18 protein-coding genes are annotated in these 17,165 nt (G+C 47.3%); 7 read left to right on the top strand and 11 right to left on the bottom strand.

What is annotated here, in order from left to right:
• Window positions 1–11 precede the first annotated feature (11 nt).
• Complete coding sequence (locus tag IEY13_RS16400; protein ID WP_188954033.1) at window positions 12–698, bottom strand: aspartyl/asparaginyl beta-hydroxylase domain-containing protein; 687 nt, start codon at window positions 696–698, stop codon at window positions 12–14.
• A gap of 68 nt (window positions 699–766) precedes the next feature.
• Window positions 767–2,080: a hypothetical protein gene (locus IEY13_RS16395; protein WP_188954031.1), complete on the bottom strand. Its 1,314-nt coding sequence runs from the start codon at window positions 2,078–2,080 to the stop codon at window positions 767–769.
• A gap of 148 nt (window positions 2,081–2,228) precedes the next feature.
• Here IEY13_RS16395 and IEY13_RS16390 point away from each other — a divergent pair, with 148 nt between their 5' ends.
• Entirely contained in the window at window positions 2,229–2,630 is a 402-nt protein-coding gene (locus IEY13_RS16390) for a hypothetical protein (RefSeq protein WP_188954029.1), read from the top strand.
• Here IEY13_RS16390 and mobA read toward each other — a convergent pair.
• Genes mobA through IEY13_RS16360 form a run of 6 tightly spaced genes read right to left on the bottom strand, consistent with a single transcriptional unit; the run spans window position 2,599 to window position 6,601 of the window.
• Window positions 2,599–3,228 (bottom strand): molybdenum cofactor guanylyltransferase, encoded by a 630-nt coding sequence (mobA, locus tag IEY13_RS16385; protein ID WP_188954027.1) that lies wholly within the window; start codon window positions 3,226–3,228, stop codon window positions 2,599–2,601. The two genes, IEY13_RS16390 and mobA, sit on opposite strands and share 32 nt — an antisense overlap.
• 6 nt (window positions 3,229–3,234) lie before the next feature.
• The gene (gene moaCB / locus IEY13_RS16380) at window positions 3,235–4,149 is read right to left on the bottom strand and encodes a bifunctional molybdenum cofactor biosynthesis protein MoaC/MoaB (RefSeq protein WP_188954025.1); all 915 of its coding nucleotides are present in this window, start codon (window positions 4,147–4,149) and stop codon (window positions 3,235–3,237) included.
• Window positions 4,146–4,583, bottom strand: a complete 438-nt coding sequence (locus IEY13_RS16375) for a molybdenum cofactor biosynthesis protein MoaE (protein ID WP_188954023.1) — start codon at window positions 4,581–4,583, stop codon at window positions 4,146–4,148. Before IEY13_RS16375 ends, moaCB begins: the two co-directional genes overlap by 4 nt.
• A gap of 17 nt (window positions 4,584–4,600) precedes the next feature.
• Window positions 4,601–4,831 carry a MoaD/ThiS family protein gene (locus IEY13_RS16370; protein WP_188954021.1) on the bottom strand — a complete coding sequence of 77 codons (231 nt, stop codon included), beginning with the start codon at window positions 4,829–4,831 and terminating at the stop codon, window positions 4,601–4,603.
• 10 nt (window positions 4,832–4,841) lie between these two features.
• Entirely contained in the window at window positions 4,842–5,357 is a 516-nt protein-coding gene (locus tag IEY13_RS16365; protein ID WP_188954020.1) for a molybdopterin-binding protein, read from the bottom strand.
• Window positions 5,358–5,404: 47 nt separating this feature from the next.
• Window positions 5,405–6,601: a molybdopterin molybdotransferase MoeA gene (locus IEY13_RS16360; protein WP_188954018.1), complete on the bottom strand. Its 1,197-nt coding sequence runs from the start codon at window positions 6,599–6,601 to the stop codon at window positions 5,405–5,407.
• 386 nt (window positions 6,602–6,987) lie between these two features.
• On the opposite strand from IEY13_RS16360, the gene IEY13_RS16355 reads away from it, so the two are divergent.
• The 6 genes from IEY13_RS16355 to IEY13_RS16330 all read left to right on the top strand — a co-directional run bounded on the left by IEY13_RS16355 (window position 6,988) and on the right by IEY13_RS16330 (window position 15,246).
• Window positions 6,988–8,298, top strand: a complete 1,311-nt coding sequence (locus IEY13_RS16355; protein ID WP_188954015.1) for a NarK family nitrate/nitrite MFS transporter — start codon at window positions 6,988–6,990, stop codon at window positions 8,296–8,298.
• A 9-nt stretch (window positions 8,299–8,307) separates the two neighbouring features.
• Window positions 8,308–11,805: a nitrate reductase gene (locus IEY13_RS16350; protein WP_188954014.1), complete on the top strand. Its 3,498-nt coding sequence runs from the start codon at window positions 8,308–8,310 to the stop codon at window positions 11,803–11,805.
• Entirely contained in the window at window positions 11,802–13,271 is a 1,470-nt protein-coding gene (locus IEY13_RS16345) for a rubredoxin (RefSeq protein WP_188954012.1), read from the top strand. Before IEY13_RS16350 ends, IEY13_RS16345 begins: the two co-directional genes overlap by 4 nt.
• 62 nt (window positions 13,272–13,333) lie before the next feature.
• Complete coding sequence (locus IEY13_RS16340; RefSeq protein ID WP_188954010.1) at window positions 13,334–13,873, top strand: hypothetical protein; 540 nt, start codon at window positions 13,334–13,336, stop codon at window positions 13,871–13,873.
• A 51-nt stretch (window positions 13,874–13,924) separates the two neighbouring features.
• Window positions 13,925–14,422, top strand: a complete 498-nt coding sequence (locus IEY13_RS16335) for a hypothetical protein (RefSeq protein WP_188954008.1) — start codon at window positions 13,925–13,927, stop codon at window positions 14,420–14,422.
• The gene (locus IEY13_RS16330; RefSeq protein ID WP_188954006.1) at window positions 14,419–15,246 is read left to right on the top strand and encodes a tetratricopeptide repeat protein; all 828 of its coding nucleotides are present in this window, start codon (window positions 14,419–14,421) and stop codon (window positions 15,244–15,246) included. Before IEY13_RS16335 ends, IEY13_RS16330 begins: the two co-directional genes overlap by 4 nt.
• Window positions 15,247–15,363: 117 nt before the next feature.
• On the opposite strand, the gene IEY13_RS16325 is transcribed toward IEY13_RS16330, so the two are convergent.
• From IEY13_RS16325 to IEY13_RS16315, 3 genes are all read right to left on the bottom strand, one after another.
• Window positions 15,364–15,552 (bottom strand): DUF3606 domain-containing protein, encoded by a 189-nt coding sequence (locus IEY13_RS16325; RefSeq protein ID WP_188954004.1) that lies wholly within the window; start codon window positions 15,550–15,552, stop codon window positions 15,364–15,366.
• 82 nt (window positions 15,553–15,634) lie between these two features.
• Window positions 15,635–16,864, bottom strand: a complete 1,230-nt coding sequence (locus IEY13_RS16320) for a metallophosphoesterase (protein WP_188954002.1) — start codon at window positions 16,862–16,864, stop codon at window positions 15,635–15,637.
• 26 nt (window positions 16,865–16,890) lie between these two features.
• Entirely contained in the window at window positions 16,891–17,118 is a 228-nt protein-coding gene (locus IEY13_RS16315) for a hypothetical protein (RefSeq protein WP_188954000.1), read from the bottom strand.
• Window positions 17,119–17,165: the final 47 nt, after the last annotated feature.

Genomic DNA, 17,165 nt, shown 5'->3' with positions numbered 1-17,165 from the left:
AAATAAAATTATTATTGCGCCTGCAACTGTGCTTCCAGCGAAGCAATCATAGCTTTGGCAGTATCTGTATTATGTGTTTTTAATGCTGCTATCATAGCCAGTTTCGTAGCCACATCCTGCAAATCCGGCGCTTCGTTCTTATCTGAACGTGCAAAAAGTGCTTTTACCCAATCGTTCACCACGCAGTCAATTACGAGGTGAATGCGATCCGTAACACCATGGTTGGCAACACTGTGTGTAATGTTTGCATTGAGGTACCAGCATTGCCCCTCCTGCATAGGCACCAGATCATCTTCACATAAAAAGCGCACCTGTGCATTGGTAAATACAGGCACATGCAGCCTGGCTTCACCTTTTTCAAAACACAACTCAAAATCCCGGTGCGGTTTAATAACAGCACCACTTTGCAGGTTCAGCAACCGAACTGACATAATATCGCATTGCAAAGAGGCGGTAAATGCCTTTATACCCGGACACTGCGCCATCAACGGCGTATCGTTGTACTGCTGGTTATCCTGCATGATATCCGGCACACTATTATCGGTAATGCCACCGGGCGAACGTAGTGAAGTAACATTCCAGTTTCCGGTATAATGATAGGTGTTAAGATGGGGTATCCAGGTATGAGTAAGTTGCTGCACCTCCTGTTGTATGGATGTTATATCAGCAGTCAGTGGCAGTTGGGCAAAGCGAATCATAGTGCATCAGGTTATATAAAGTTTCCAAATATAATAAAATAGTTTAGTATAATGAAAACACCTGATTATTATTGCAATATGCCGTGGTGCCAGGTTTTAAAAACAAAAGGTATACTATCTGCCTTTACTTGTTTGCGTTGCTCATCCAATATCGCCATTACTTTGCGGAACACTGTTTCCGGAATACTATCATGCGCACTGCCGGTAATGTACACTTTGCAGCCGGTATTAAACCGCAGTTGTGCCAACAGCATATGGGTATTGGGCAGTGCATTGTCAATAGCTTCAGACAGCTTTACAGTATCATATAGCGGTATGGCAGTAGCAAACTGCAGGTCAGGCTTTTGAGCAGTATCCCGCCCCGCTGAAATAGTTTTACGTGCAGTTGGGGGATAACCGTTTTGCGGTACAAATATGCGAAAGTGAAGATACCGGCTGATACTGTCTTTCTTGTTAAATATGCTTTTCTGCATGGGCTTTGCATCCCCGTTACCGGCAACCAACATAGTAATTACATCATAATCATCAGGATGCTTAATAAACTTTCTAAGGCTTTCGTTCATCATGCCATTCTGAAACAGGGAAAGTTGTGGTGTCATTTCAGCCAGTTCTATATCAGGCAGCAACTCTAACCTGGCAGCAGTATCGTTCGTATATAGATACACAGGGCCATAATGCGCCATCTTTTCTGCCATTATCTCTTTTACTTTAGCCAGATTAGATTGCAGCTCCTGCTTTTGATACTGCGCTACAGCAGCAAAGTCAGGGTCTTTACGGAGAAACCAGTCTTTACCACAGGTACGCACCAGCGCCAGTATAGCAAAGACCAGACTTACCGGAAAAAACCAGCTCTGGCCTTTCCGGTTTTTTATTACAGCCTGTTCTACCTGGGCTGCCGCCGCGCTATAAGGCACGTCGTTTTTAGAAGGATAGCCCTGTAACACTTCCTTTTTATTCATTTTACCGGTAAGCACTTCGGTAAACAAGCTGAATACAGCCGCATCTTCCCGTGAATTAAACACACTCCCGCTCCAGGAAAGCAGCCAGGTTACTTTGTGGCCATTACGCAGCTTTAACTGCAAAGAGGGTGGGGTACGCTTCCAGCTGCCGCCTTCGGCCTTTTCGATGGACGCGTAATTGATTCTTCCAAACCAGTCAGAAGTAATTCCTTCGTCATCTACCGTAATTTCATCGCGCGCCCGGCTTTTGCGGGCAAACAGGTAAAAAGCCGGTACCAGGGGAACCAGTACTATACACAGTACCACTAAACTGTCACGGATGTTGAGGGTGCTTACGAGTACTCCTGTCAGTACAGGGGATAATGCAGCCAGCCATAAATACTTAAACCCATGGGTATTTTGGAAACGGAACCGGTATTTCATAGTGCATTGGGCGCTTTACAGCGGCTAATATAGCAATTCTATAGCCTTATATATTGAGGTTCACCGCTATTTGTTAAATAAAATGCAAGTTCATGCCCCGGAAATTTCTAGCATATGTTTTGCATTTCTGATACAATAAACCATTTGTATGACTAAACTATCTATGCTGTCACTGCTGTTTGTGATGCTTTTTGCTACCAGCTGCAAAAAAGAGTATTATACTGAAAATGTGCCTAATTATACCGTAGTTACTACTGTTACGCCTAACCAATGGGAATACAATTCGGGAGACAGAACCTATAACGCTGTAATTCAGATGCCGGAAATTAACGATGTGGTATTTGAAAACGATGGGGTAGTGGTTTCTGCAATGTTTGGCCAGAATACCTACGATGCTTTGCCGCAGGTGTACGAAGGCTATAGCTACACGTATTTTTATCAGCCGGGATATCTGACTATTTCTTATCAGAGTACCGACCCGTCTGTTACACCAGGCAGGCCCACTGGTAACATCACTTTCAAGATTGTACTGATACCATCGCAGCAATAGCAACCACATCTTCCGGAGTATTACAGTTGATAAAACAGCTGTGTAAATGCTCCGGAATAGCAATATATTCTGTATGCAGCATCGCCAGCGCCTGGTGCATGCTGCTTTTTTTTAGCCCTCCGTTTTGCACCTGCTGTAATAATATGCCAAGCCCTTTGGAGGTATAGATACCACATAACGGTTGCGCCTGTTGCTGATTACCATACACAACAGCCGTTGCAGCAGTATATAAAGCTGCCTGAGTACACAGGTATTGCAAGGCTTCCGTTTGCATTAATATCATATCACAGGCCATCACCAGCCAATCTGCATCAGGAAAAGCGAGATGAGCACTTAATATACCTTTCAGAGGGCCGTAAACAGGCAACACATCATTATCCATTAAAAGATTGCCTGCCTCTGCCGTTAAACCCGCTTTTTGCTGTAAAGAGTATTCCGCCATCTGACTGGCATTCACTGCATACAAAACAGAGCAAGTTACCGTATGTAACAGCCGGGAGGCATGTTGCGCCCAGCTATGGCCCGCCAGCGTTTTCAGGCCTTTGTCGTGTCCCATACGACTGCTTTGTCCGCCACACAACACCAATCCCTTCATCATACCTTGTCAGCTTTGATCGTGATGAAATCCTCTGGCTACCTTAAACAGATGCAGTACCTGCGGAAACAGCGCCTGCATGGTTTCCACCGCGCCCCGGGTAGAGCCAGGCAACGTAATAATCAGCGTATCATTCAAAAAACCAGCTACGCCCCGGCTCATCATGGCATAAGGGGTTCTTTCCTGCCCGTAAGCGCGGGCAGTTTCCATCAGCCCCGGCACCTCACGCGTAAGCAACGGCCTTATAGCATCAGGCGTTACATCCCTGGGAGAAAGTCCCGTACCGCCGGTAAACAACACCAGCCGGTAACCATCGTTACTCAGCTGTAATGCCGTACGCTGTATGGTATCCGGTTCATCGGGAATAATGCCATAAAAACCAACGGTCAGCGCGTGCTGTTCCAGCTGCTCAATAACCGCTTTGCCGGCAGTATCTTCTTTGGTTTGCGCAGACACGCTATCTGAACATACTACTACAGCACAACTAATACCTGCAGCAGACTGTCTACGACCAGATTTCCCACCTTCTTTAGACAATAATTTTACACTGCTGATTTCGATATCAGGATCTACCGGCTTCAGCATGTCGTATAAGGTTAATGCTGCTATGGTAGCTCCATGCATGGCTTCCACTTCCACGCCGGTACGGTAAATAGTATGCACCTCGGCTTGTATTACAATCTCAGTTACTCCCAACTCATACCTCACCGCTGTAAACTCCACTGGCAGGGGGTGACAATCCGGTATTACATCACTCGTTTTTTTAACAGCAAACAAGGCTGCTGCGCGGGCAAACTCCAGTACATCACCTTTCGGTATTTGTTTGTGTCTGATGGCCTGAATGGTTTCCGGACGGGATACCCGCACAGTAGCCGTAGCTATTGCTTTACGAAGGCTATAATTTTTATGGGTGATACTGATCATGCAGGCTGATTCACTTTCCACTGGCTTTCGCCGTTACAGAATATTTCACGCCCCCATACAGGCAGCGTATTTTTAATTTCTTCCACCATTTCGCCGCAGGCATCTGTAGCAGCCTGTCGGTGCGGGGCGGAAGCAAATACAAATAAACAGATTTCACCAGCTGCTACTTTACCAAGGCTATGGTATACATGCAGGCAGGTGAGATTGTGTTTTTCAAACAATTGCTCCCGTATGGCATGCATACGGCTATAAGCCATTTCCTCATAAGTAGTATATTCAATGGCGCTTACTGTAGTATCGCCCACCTGATCGGCCCGTACCTGGCCCAGAAAAATGTTATGGGCACCAATACCGGTTTTGCTGCTGTGCTGCTCAATGGAACGGGCGATAAAGGCAGCATCTATTGGCCCCTGTACAAAAATGTTCTTTTTCATATGTTTTGTGTCGTTAATTATCCGCCGGAAAAGGGAGGAAGGAGCGCTACCTGCGCACCATCCGGCAGTGGTATATGGCTGTTAACTATTTGCTGGTTTACGGCTATACAATAACGCATCTGCTGCAATGCAGGATACCGGTTGTGCAGCCATTGCTGCAAAGCTTCAGTAGTATCCGGCCCTTCGGCCTGCAGACCTGTTCCTGTAACTTCACTTATTTTTCCAAATGCCACTATTTCTATTGCCATTTTCACTGTTTTATTGAACACTAATCACACGTATTTCACGCAATCCTTTCACAAACCTCCTGCCGGTATTGGCATCACTGGTGCATAATACTGCAATATGGTCGTGCATCTGAGGCAATGCCACTCCGTTTTTAGCCGTAAGCAGCCAGGTATTGGCACCGGCAGGGGAGTTGAATAATTCGTTCCAACTGAACACCACCGTATACCCGTCTGTAGCAACAAACGAAAGATAATAGGTACTCCATAACTTTGGGCTGGAAGTAAGGAGACTATCCAACCGCAGCAAATCTTTCAACAGAACACCCTTAAGTCCGTGCAAAGTATCTTTAGGCACACCGTTATGGTTACGGATTACTACATCGGGCAGCGCAGCAGCAGATAATTTTTGCAGCTGTGCCGCAGTAATAATGCCTGCGTGCTTACCGGACACCGTAACAGTGATAGTGTCTGAAACAGTAATGGAATGCTGCCCTGCTGCTGACTGACAGGAGAGAACGGTTAAAAAAAGAATAAACACTAAACGCATAGTATTGGCAATTTAGGTAAACAACCTGTAAAACAAACGGGTGTGTATTAATAAGGTAAACGATCTGGCAACAAATGCACCTTTACCAGATCGCCCGGCGAATACGCTGTTGTATCTTCTTCCAGTACCAGGAGGCAATTGGCCGTATGAAAAGAAGAAAGACGATACGATTCCTGTGCCATACAGGGCGTTACCTCTTCTGTGTTGCATATCGCTTTCATAAAACAGGTAAGGCCCGGCTTTTTAACCACCCGGGCTGTAAGTCTTCGCTGCACCTGTTGCAGGCGCGTGTTACACAGGCCTGCCATTTGCTCTATAGCAGGCCATACATACTCATAAAAACAGGTAAGCACAGCCGCAGGGTTGCCGGGTAATCCAAACAGCAGCGTTTGGCCGCTACGGGCAAACAGTAATGGCTTGCCGGGCTTTTGTTTTACTTTATGAAACAAAAACTGCGTGCCGCAGGCATGAAGTGCTTCTGCCACATAATCATAATCGCCCGTGCTTACCCCACCGGTTATTAAAACAACATCGCTCTGTATAACAGCCGTATTTATTGCCTGTATAGTCTGGTGAAGATTGTCTGGCACGTGCAACACCTGCTGTACCTGCACAGGCAAATGCTGCAAGGCCGCCCGCAGGCTCCAGGAATTAGCTTCATACACCTGGCCGTATAATAATGGTGCGCCCGGCTGCACCAGCTCGCTGCCTGTAATAATAAGTGTAACGCGCACCTTGCGATGCACCGGCACTTCATACACGCCCATATTGGCCAGAAAACCAACAGAGCCGGAATGCAGGTAGCTGCCTGCCTCCAACGCCAGCTGGCCGGCGGCCACCTCACTGCCTCTGAGGCGTACGTTGGCACCGGGTGCCAACCTTTCATCCTGAATAAAAAGCCGGGCCTGGTGCAAAACCGTTTTCTCCTGCATTACCACCGTATCTGCGCCGGGGGGCAGCGCAGCACCGGTATATATGCGGACGGCATATTGAGGGGATAATGGCTCCTGTTCCGCAAAACCTGCCGGTATGCGACCATGCACCTCCAGCGGCAGCTGCTGCCAGCACTGCCAGGTAAAGGCATAACCATCCATAGCGCTCTGATGGAAGCCCGGAACATCTGCCGGTGCATGTACAGGCAGGGCTAATACCCGGCCGGATGCTTCCGACAAAGGCACTGTTTCGTACGGCACGGGGGCAGCCAGTTCCTGAATATTTTTTTTTGCAGCTGTAACACTTACCATAGTAAAGCAGTTATTAACACATCAGAATTAAAAACAGCATCAGAATTATTTCAACAAAATTTATTACCTAAATCATGCTTTGTATTGGAAAATTAAACATTCAATCCTATATTTATGACATAAATCACGATTAAAGTTTTAAATATTCACAAATACCTGTACAAAACATTACATAGGTTTATTTATAATATTAAAAACTGCCGGTTTCCGGAAACTGGAAAAACGTGAAAGAAAACTGCTGAAGAGAAAGATTCTGTGCGGGGAAACTCCCCCTTACAGCTGTAGCCGCCGGGCTGCCACCTGGTTAAGCGTAGCTATGTGTGTTTTTGCCTGAGATTGCCTGCCATGTGTACCATTACTCATTTACCACCATTAAAAATGTTGTTATGTCTGGTACAAACAATGCAAAACCGCTTAGTTCCTTGCCACTGTTTACTATGAAAGGCGTTCAGGTGCGCTCGTTTCATATTACCTGGCTTATGTTTTTTGTATGCTTTTTCGGCTGGTTTGGACTGGCCCCGTTAATGCCCGCCATAAGGGCCGATCTGGGGCTTACCAAAAGCCAGATAGGTAATATCATTATTGCTTCCGTTTCGTCTACCATTGTCGCCCGCCTTATAATAGGCAAACTCTGCGATACCTGGGGCCCCCGCAAAACCGCCGTGCGGCTGCTGATAGTGGGCTCGCTACCCGTGTTTCTGGTAGGCCTGGCACACGATTACGCTACCTTTTTACTGTTTCGCCTGGCTATTGGCGTAATAGGTGCTTCGTTTGTAATTACCCAGTTTCACACCTCTATGATGTTTGCACCCAATATTAAAGGCACCGCCAACGCTGTAGCGGGCGGCTGGGGTAACCTGGGGGGCGGTGTAACCAATATGGTGATGCCGCTGATATTTGCCACCATTGTAGGCATGGGCTATACCGATAAACAGGCATGGCGTTATGCCATGATACTGCCGGGCATAATGATGCTGGCAGTGGCCTGGCTGTACTGGAAGTACACCAAAGACACGCCTGCAGGTAACTACGATGAGACCGGTTACCAGCCGGAGAAAGATAAAAGCGACTGGAAAGTACTGGCCGACTGGCGTATATGGGCACTGGTACTGGCTTATGCCATGTGTTTTGGTATGGAAATAACCTTCGACAACGTTGCCGCACTGCATTTTACCGACACCTTTCAGCTGCCGCAGGAAAGGGCAGGCTTCTGGGCCGGCATATTCGGCTTTATGAACCTGTTTGCCCGCGCACTGGGTGGTGTAATGAGTGATAAAGTGGGCGTACGTTTTGGTATGCGCGGAAAAGGACTACTGCTGGCTTTTGTACTATTACTGGAAGGTATTGGCCTGCTGTTTTTTGCACAGGCAGGCAGCTTTGTAATGGCAATCAGCTGCATGCTGCTGTTTGCCTTGTTTTTGAAAATGGCCAATGGCGCTACCTATGGTATAGTACCCTTTCTGCACCCTAAAAACGTAGGGCTGGTGAGCGGCGTTGTGGGTGCGGGAGGCAACCTGGGCGGTATGTTCTTCGGGTTTCTGTTTAAATCCAGTTCCATCACCTATATACAGGCCTTCAGCTATATTGGTTATATCGTAATTGCCGTATCACTGATTATACTGATTACCCGGTTTAAGAGAAAAGAAGTTACCGAAACCTACACGCCGGCAGAACGCGCGCTGGCACTTACTGAATAAATAACACTTATGCCGGAAACATTTAAAACCACCTGTTGCTATTGTGGCGTAGGCTGCGGCGTGCTGGTGCATAAACAGCAGAATGGGAAAATATGGGTGGAAGGAGACAAGGATCATCCCGTTAACAAAGGCATGCTTTGCAGTAAAGGCATGAACCTGCACTATACGGTGATGGATACCAGCGACCGGCTGTTGTACCCGGAAGTAAGATATAACAAATACAGCCCCCGGCAGCGGGCTACCTGGGAGGAAGCCCTGAACAGAACAGCTGCCGCGTTTGCAGCCATTATACAGCGGTTCGGGCCTGAAGCAGTGGCGTTTTATGCTTCGGGCCAGTGCCTTACCGAAGAGTATTATGTAGTAAACAAGCTGATAAAAGGTTTTATAGGCAGCAATAACCTGGATACCAATTCCCGCCTGTGTATGAGCAGTGCAGTGGCGGCATATAAACTGGCACTGGGCGAAGATATTGTACCGGGCTGTTATGATGATATAGAACTCACCGACTGCATTTTTATAGCCGGAGCCAACCCTGCATGGTGCCATCCTATTTTATGGCGCCGTATTGAAGCTGCCAAAGCAGCCCGGCCCGATCTGGTGATTATTGTAAGCGACCCACGCGTTACCCAAACATGCGCGCTGGCTACGGTACACCTGCAGGTAACACCGGGAACCGATATAGTACTGCACCATGCCATAGGAAGGCTGTTACTGGAACAGGGGATGACAGATTTTAGTTTTATACGCGACCATACCGAAGGCTTTGACGCATACCAGAAAGCCGTGATGCAACGTTCTGTTGCGGAAGCAGCACTGATCTGCGGTATAGCAGAAGCAGACCTGATACAGGCCGCCGGATATATCGGCCGCTCAGAACGCTTTATGACCCTATGGACAATGGGCCTGAACCAAAGCGCCATTGGCGTACATAAAAACCTGAGCCTGATAAATCTGCACCTGATAACCGGTACCATAGGTAAACCCGGCTGCGGCCCCTTTTCGCTTACTGGCCAGCCCAATGCTATGGGTGGCAGGGAAGTGGGCGGCCTTGCCAATCTGCTGCCTGCCCACCGCGACCTTGGCAACCCACAGCACCGCAAAGAGGTGCAGGAATTCTGGGGTGGCACCACTATAGAAGAAAACCCCGGCCTTACCGCCACACAAATGTTTGAAGGCCTGCGCAACGGCACCCTCAAAGCCATCTGGATTATGGGCACCAACCCACTGGTGAGTATGCCCGATGTAAGGATGGCCGAGGAGGGATTACGCAACGCCCGTTTTGTGGTAGTGCAGGAAGTATCGAACAAACCCGAAACACTGGCTTACGCCGATGTGGTACTGCCCGCCGCCGCGTGGACGGAAAAGGAGGGCACCATGACGAACGCCGAACGCCGCATCAGCTACCTGCCCCGGTTAACCACGCCACCTGGTGAAGCGTTACCGGATGCAGAAATACTCTGCCGTTTTGCACAGAAGATGGGCTACCACGGCTTTGATTATAAGAATATGGAAGAGATATATCGTGAGCATGCCCGGCTTACGGCAGGTACCCATATAGATATTACCCCACTTACTTATGACACCATACGCCACCACCGCACCATTCAGTGGCCTTATACAGAAGAGGGCGCAGCCACCGGCACCAAAAGACTGTTTACCGATCAGCAATTTTATACGCCTTCGGGCCGTGCCCGTATTCATGCATTTGGTGATGACAATGTATCTGAACCCGTAACGCCCGATTACCCGCTGGTGCTTACCACCGGCCGTATACGCGATCACTGGCATACGATGAGTAAAACCGGTAAGGTAAACAAACTGAAACAACACATCAGCAGCCCCTTTCTGGAAATGCATCCGCACGATGCAGCAGAGCGGGATATACAGATGGACGATGTAGTGGAGATTACCAACCGCCTGGGTAGCGTACAGGTAAAAGTGAAAATAACAGACAGCGTTAAGAAAGGGCTGGTATTTTTACCCATGCACTGGGGCAAGCTGTTTGGCAACGATCTCAGCAGGGCCAACAACCTTACTCATACGCTGCTTGATCCCATATCCAAACAGCCCGACTTTAAATTCTCCGCCGTACAGGTAACCCGCTATCACAAGCCTTATCAGCATATTATTGTGGTAGGCGCAGGGGCAGGGGCGCATGCTTTTGCCCGCGCTTACCGGCAACTGAACACCAACGACCGCATTACCGTATTCAGCCGCGAAAATCAGCCGTTCTACAACCGCGTAATGCTGCCCGATTATGTAAGCGGCACCCAGCAGTGGCAACAGCTGGTAAAAATGACGGATGAAGAGGAAACTCTGTTGGACATACAGTTGCACCGCGGTATAAGCATAGCTGCCATAGACCGGGAAACAAAAACCATTACAGACAGCCGGGGCCAAACCCACCATTACGATGTATTGTTGATAGCTACCGGCAGCAGCCCTGCGCTACTGCGCGATACCCCAACGCTAAAAGGCATTTTTACCATGCGCAGCCGCGACGATGCAGAAGCCTTTATACGCCACCTGCAACCGGCAAAGGGTAAGGTACTTATCGTAGGCGGGGGACTGCTGGGTATTGAAATGGCAGCATCGCTGACAGAGATAGGTATAGAAGTCGCAGTGCTGCAACGCTCATCGCGCCTGATGGACAGGCAACTGGATACACTGGGTAGCACCCTGCTGCACCAGGAACTGGCTGAGCGGAATATAGAAGTATGGTATAACGACGAGATAGAGCGTTTTATGGGTACCACCCGTTTAACAGGCATTAAGCTGAAAAGCGGCCGCACCGTGGATTGTCAGGCCGTGTTACTATCAATAGGCACTGTACCTAATATTGAACTGGCCAAGGCAGCCGGGCTGGAATGCAAAAGGGGAGTAGTGGTAAATCAGTACCTGCAAACCAATGATGAAAATATATTTGCCATTGGTGAAATAGCAGAGTTTAATGGCACCCTGTATGGTATAACCGCTGCCGCGGAACAGCAGGCAGAAATACTGGCCGGTTACCTGAATGGCGATATATCCCGCTATTACGAAGGCAGTTTGTTTATGAATATTCTAAAACTGCACGGAGCCGATATTTGCTCGCTAGGCACCGTAGAAGCCCCTAACGATCCTGCGTATGAAGAGGTGGTGTTTATAGATAAAGCCAAACGCTATTATAAAAAATGTGTAATACACAATGACCGGCTTATCGGCGCTATACTGATAGGCGATCGGAGTGAGTTTCTGGAGTTCCGCGACCTGATACAGCAGAAGATTGAATTAAGTGATAAACGCATGCAATTACTACGCTCCGGTAAAAAAGCAGAACCTGTACTGGGCAAACTCATCTGCTCGTGCGGCAATGTAGGCGAAGGTAACATTTGCCAGAAAATACAGGAAGGCCATCAGGAACTGAAAGCCCTGTGCCAGGCCACTGGCGCAGGCATGGGATGCGGCAGCTGCCGCAGTGAAGTGGCAGCCATTCTTTCACGCGAAATGCAACCGGTAACGGCATGATAAAACGACATCAGACCATAGTAATGAATTTTAACGGCGGCATTGTATCGCCCGGTTATCTGCTGAATATACTGGACATTACCGAAGCATATCAAATAACCGATGTTTCGTTTAACCTGCGGCAACAGCTGTGTATTGAAGTACCGGTAAGCGCTGTAAAAGCTTTTCTGCAGGATTGTAAAAAGCAACACATAGAAGCTGCCCCGCAAAAACAATTGTCGCCCAACATTTTCAGTTCTTACGTATCAACCGATATTTTTTGTGAAGACACCTGGGTAACAGAGGGCGTGTATAAAGACGTGCTAGCCCTGCTGGCACCATCTGTACGCCGGTCTAAGGTAAACATCTGCAACCCCGGCCAGAGTTTTGTACCGCTGTATACCGGCCATATTAACTGGATAGCCGCTGCGGAAACGCATTACTGGCATTTATACCTGCGCTTTCCTGGCACAGACATGCTATACCACTGGCCCGAACTGGTATACACCAACGACCTGGCCACTGTTACCATAGCGCTGGAGCAGCAAAGCCAGAAACCTGCTAATCAGGCACTGATGGCGGCACGGGACGGGGCAGGCCTGTACCAGAAACTGCGGAAGCAACTGGAATACATTGCACAACCAGCCCAAACCACACCAGTTACACCTGCCTTTCACCTGCCTTATTACGAAGGCTTTAACCGGTACGGCAGCCATTACTGGCTGGGCATTTACCGGCGGGATGAACTGTTTCCCGTACCTTTTTTACAGGAAATAGCACGCCTGTGCCTCAACAGCCGTATTGGCGAACTGCATGCCACGCCCTGGAAATCTATCATTATTAAAAACATTCAGCCCGCGCAACGTCCTCAGTGGGATAGCATTCTGGGCCGCTACCGCATAAACGTACGCCATGCAGCCAACGAATTAAACTGGTGGGTGGAAGATGGTAATGAAGATGCCCTGGTAGTAAAGCGCCACGTAATACGTTATTTTGATAAAGAAGATGTACGCACCTACGGCCTGTGCTTTGGCGTACTGATAAAAAATGCAACGCCCGCCTATGGCTCTGTGCTTATACGCCAAAAGGAAGGGCAGACAAGAATGAGCCTGAAATCGCAGGTACGCTATGACATTTATTACTCGGAAGATTTTAACCCCAATGCCGGCAACTATATACTCTTCCGCGAAGCAGTAGCCAAAGACCATCTGGGGCCTTATCTGGTATCCATCAGTAAGCTGTTTTACGAGCAGGCGGCCAGCCGTCAGCACCTACCGGAAGCGGCTGTTGAAACACCGCCTTCTATACAGGAAGTGAACCGGCGGGTAGTATACCAATGCAACTGCTGCACCACCATTTACGACCCCCAAACCGGCGATCCGCAGCAGGGCATAGCAGCACATACCCCTTTTGAGCAATTGCCCGCGGATTACAGTTGTTACACCTGCATGGCACCCGTAGAACAACTGAGTGAAGTGTTGGTGTAAAAACGTTATCTTCAACCTGCTGTGCGGGTATATATTAACCAGCCCGCACAAACCAACACACCATGCAACTGTTTATTAAAAACCTAAGTATCTGCCTGTCGGGTATCAATGCTATAATACTGGTGTCTTGCAATAACACCTCTACGCAGCAGCCAGCAGATACCATACATTTGGTTACTCCCGCAGTTACTGCACAGGATAGCCTTAATAAAAGCATTATAGTTACCTATCATGACACTACTATTACTTATTTAATTGAGGGTATTAGCTCAGAAGGCAGCGAAGCCATTGCCGATTACCACCAGGGAAAAATTAAGGAAGCCAGATGGACAGTGTATGGTGAAACCGGGCGTAGTAAAATTAATTATGTATTTATTAATAACACCGTAAATGCAGAGGAGATAAGATATACTTATAAAAAGCCGATTATGGAGGTAAATGATAAAGATATTGCAATAGAAAGCAAACAATCTTACGTTATAAACCTTCCCGGCCCAATAGACAGTACCACTGCTGGTAAAGAACAGGTGGAATTGTTTAATGTATTTAAACAAAATGTTGCGCTGACACTGCAGACCATGCAAACTGCTGTTCAACACTAACCATCGGATTAATATTATAATCACTTTGATTTTGTTATAACTAAACCCTATATGAATTACACATTACCGCTGATTCTGCTGCTTGTAACATTCTCCTTAAAGGTAAACGCCCAGCAAACCTTCACCCGCCAGGTAGGCGAACTACATTACGACAGCGCAAGGGACGATCCTGAATTTAAAATTTGTGATACCTTACGCGTACTGGAATACTATAACACACGTTCTTACTACCTGGATCATAAAAAAGAAATCAATAACTATTTACTGGAAGGCTTTAATACCCGACCGGAATGGGAAGATCAGAGCGGATATATTACAGTGCGTTTTATTATTAACTGCAAGGGCGAAACGGGCTGCTTTCGTTTATTTCAATTAGATAGTGCTTACCAGCCCATTACGTTTAAAAAAGCACTGGCAGATGCACTTCACCAACTGGTGGAAACCATCAGCGGCTGGGAGCCGGCAAAATTGCGCGGCACGCCGTATGACAGCTATCAGTACATCACCTTCCACTTAAGAAAAGGAAAAATTATAAGCATAGCCCCATGAGTATACGTAGCATACTTCTATGCCTGGCACTTTACGCCTGTATAAACACGGGCTACACGCAGATAAACTGCCTCGCTTTCACCGATAGCGCGCATAAAAAAGCCTGTGAATTGTATAACCGGGCAGATAGTTTTGCGCAGGGCTCTTTTAAAAGCCAACTGTACATGGACAGCGCTATACGCATATGCCCTGATTTTTCCTACGCATGGCGGGAACTGGGCGTGCCTTATCTGAAACGGGGCGACTTTTATACCTGGCGAAAATATATTGACAAAGCAGTAGCGCTAAACCCGTCCACCTACCTTATTATCCGCGGCTGGTGCAGATTTAAGTTTGTAAGAGATTACGAAGGTGCACTGCAAGACCTGCAAAATGTAGATACCTTACCTAAATACATTTTACCCCGTTCGGGTGATGGTTATTGGAATGTGTATACCATGGCGGCGCTTTGCCAACAACAACTAGGCAATTACGCCGAAGCACTGAACTATTTTAACCTGGCATTGGATACGGTAGTTGTAAAATACGGCTACCACCAGACGGATATGTTCGGTTATTTATACCGGGCGGTTTTAAAAATACAAACCGGCGACTACAATAGCGCTCTGGAAGATCTTGACCTGCAGGAAAAACGCTGTAACAACTATATGGAAACAGCTTATTACAAAGGGCTGGCCTGGCAGGGTATGCATAACCAGGAAAAGGCTTCGCAGTACTTTAAGGAAGCCAACCGCCTGTATACAGAAGGTTACCACTTTAGCGACCCTTATTGTGAAATGCCCCAGGCAGTTTATATTTCCGACATTAAAAACAAGCTGAATTAAAAGCTATTCCGGGGCTTAAAATGCATAAAGTGCTGAAAAGTATACTCCAGGGCATAAAAAACCATCCTTTAAGGATGGTAATAGCAACGGCCAGGTTTTATAGAGGATTCAAATGCTTTAAGCAATATACTTATGCCTTTTCAGCCACTGCTCCACATCTTCCGCTTTACCGGTTGATTCGCTTACTGCAATTTTTAAGTTGATTACAGAAACACCAAACTTACTGGTCCAATAGTTTAAGTCTTTAGATTGATGGATGTTAATACGTACGTTCTTTGAAGAACCTGTTTGCAGATTTTCTGGCATGGCAATCGATTTAGTTGGGTTTACTAACTACAGCAAGTTAGTAATTTTTTGAAACAAGCTAAAAAAATCACATCTGTTTTTTTTATCTTGTTTTACGCAATGTTATAACTGTAATTTCCGGATGAATACCTACCCGCCCGGGAAAACCTAAAAATCCGAAGCCCCGGTTTACATACAGCACCTGTTCTTTGTTATGGTAAGCACCTGCCCATTGTTTATACATGTATTTAATAGGGCTCCATTTAAAGCCAAAAATTTCGATACCAAACTGCATTCCATGGGTATGCCCGCTCAAAGTAAGTTGTATGGGCTGCGGCCATGTTATTACTTCGTGCTGCCAGTGCGAGGGGTCGTGAGAGAGGAGTACCGTAAACGCATCACCAGCAACGCCGTTCATTGCCTTCCGCAGGTCGCCATGTTTTACAAAGCCCCCCTTACCCCAGTTTTCAACGCCGGCCACAGTAAGCGTTTGGCCATTCTTTTCCAGCGTAATATGTTCATTCATCAGCAGGCGAAAGCCCATTTGCTGGTGTATCTGCTTCAGCTGCTCCAGATTCGCTGCTTTTTCGCCGGGCGTGTTCCAGCGTATGTAATCGCCATAATCATGGTTGCCCAGCACAGAATATTTGCCCCCGCTGGCCTGCAGCGCAGCAAACGTGCTTATCCAGGGCATCATCTCGGAAGATTTGTTGTTTACCAGATCGCCCGTAAATACAATTATATTGCTCTGCTGCTTATTGGCCAGCGCAATACCCTGTGCAACACGTTTGGTATTCACCAGGCTGCCGGAATGAATATCGGAAAGATGGGTAATGGTAAAGCCATTAAAAGCCTCAGGGAGATCATTAAACGAAAGTGTAATATTATGTACCTGATAACGGTATTTACCGCGCCACATGCCATAAATAATAGCGAAAAACGGTATAACCGCCAGGCCTATAGCCACCTCACTTACTTCTTTGTTACGGGGTACGGCTTGCGGGGCATGATGCAGCCAGTTTACCAGCGCGCGTATAATGCGCGTAATATCTTCCACCAGTAACACCGGCAGCGCCAGCAGTTTGGGTACAATGGAAAGAATAACCAGCCCCACCAGCCATTTTACTTTCTGGGAAGCGCTGAAATCGATACGGGGGGAGAGGGCGCCATACAGAATAGAAAGCACAATAGCCGCATCTGCCAGCCAGTACGCTGCAACTATACATTGCTGGGTAAGACTGCCAAAACCGGCTGTAGCTGTAAGGATCGCCTGTAGAAAATAAAAGTCAATGGCAAACCATATCACCGTTATCGATACCAGGCGATTCATCATATACGCTGCATTAAGCAGGTAAATTATTAAAAATTGGGATACAAACGCTTAATACGCTCAATCCAGTTCTGCAGACCTTCTGCAGTAATTTTAGAACCGAAATTGGGAAGATGAAAGCGTACTGTCATTTGCCGGGCATTTTTAATAAAGATAAAATTGCCACCAACGTATACGCTGTAGCCCTCTAATGCGGCTGGTGTTTCTACCTTGTCAAAGCGACGGGTAGCGGTTATTTCTTCGAAATCAGTTATCACACATACGTTTTCCATTCCCCAAAAATAGGGATAAAATATTCAAAATA

Origin of the sequence: Filimonas zeae (genome assembly GCF_014641615.1) — a bacterium.
Lineage (GTDB): Bacteria > Bacteroidota > Bacteroidia > Chitinophagales > Chitinophagaceae > Filimonas > Filimonas zeae.
Note: the sequence above shows the minus strand (reverse complement) of the source record. Positions and strands in the feature narration are given on the sequence as shown.

Excerpts from the sequence above, each read along its gene's own strand:
- IEY13_RS16345 (WP_188954012.1), top strand. The coding sequence starts at position 11,802 with ATGATAAAACGACATCAGACCATAGTAATGAATTTTAACGGCGGCATT.
- IEY13_RS16335 (WP_188954008.1), top strand. The coding sequence starts at position 13,925 with ATGAATTACACATTACCGCTGATTCTGCTGCTTGTAACATTCTCCTTA.
- IEY13_RS16355 (WP_188954015.1), top strand. The coding sequence starts at position 6,988 with ATGTCTGGTACAAACAATGCAAAACCGCTTAGTTCCTTGCCACTGTTT.
- IEY13_RS16330 (WP_188954006.1), top strand. The coding sequence starts at position 14,419 with ATGAGTATACGTAGCATACTTCTATGCCTGGCACTTTACGCCTGTATA.
- IEY13_RS16375 (WP_188954023.1), bottom strand. The coding sequence starts at position 4,583 with ATGAAAAAGAACATTTTTGTACAGGGGCCAATAGATGCTGCCTTTATC.
- IEY13_RS16325 (WP_188954004.1), bottom strand. The coding sequence starts at position 15,552 with ATGCCAGAAAATCTGCAAACAGGTTCTTCAAAGAACGTACGTATTAAC.
- IEY13_RS16360 (WP_188954018.1), bottom strand. The coding sequence starts at position 6,601 with ATGGTAAGTGTTACAGCTGCAAAAAAAAATATTCAGGAACTGGCTGCC.
- IEY13_RS16370 (WP_188954021.1), bottom strand. The coding sequence starts at position 4,831 with ATGGCAATAGAAATAGTGGCATTTGGAAAAATAAGTGAAGTTACAGGA.
- IEY13_RS16320 (WP_188954002.1), bottom strand. The coding sequence starts at position 16,864 with ATGATGAATCGCCTGGTATCGATAACGGTGATATGGTTTGCCATTGAC.
- IEY13_RS16400 (WP_188954033.1), bottom strand. The coding sequence starts at position 698 with ATGATTCGCTTTGCCCAACTGCCACTGACTGCTGATATAACATCCATA.
- moaCB (WP_188954025.1), bottom strand. The coding sequence starts at position 4,149 with ATGATCAGTATCACCCATAAAAATTATAGCCTTCGTAAAGCAATAGCT.
- IEY13_RS16365 (WP_188954020.1), bottom strand. The coding sequence starts at position 5,357 with ATGCGTTTAGTGTTTATTCTTTTTTTAACCGTTCTCTCCTGTCAGTCA.
- IEY13_RS16395 (WP_188954031.1), bottom strand. The coding sequence starts at position 2,080 with ATGAAATACCGGTTCCGTTTCCAAAATACCCATGGGTTTAAGTATTTA.
- IEY13_RS16350 (WP_188954014.1), top strand. The coding sequence starts at position 8,308 with ATGCCGGAAACATTTAAAACCACCTGTTGCTATTGTGGCGTAGGCTGC.
- IEY13_RS16340 (WP_188954010.1), top strand. The coding sequence starts at position 13,334 with ATGCAACTGTTTATTAAAAACCTAAGTATCTGCCTGTCGGGTATCAAT.
- mobA (WP_188954027.1), bottom strand. The coding sequence starts at position 3,228 with ATGATGAAGGGATTGGTGTTGTGTGGCGGACAAAGCAGTCGTATGGGA.
- IEY13_RS16390 (WP_188954029.1), top strand. The coding sequence starts at position 2,229 with ATGACTAAACTATCTATGCTGTCACTGCTGTTTGTGATGCTTTTTGCT.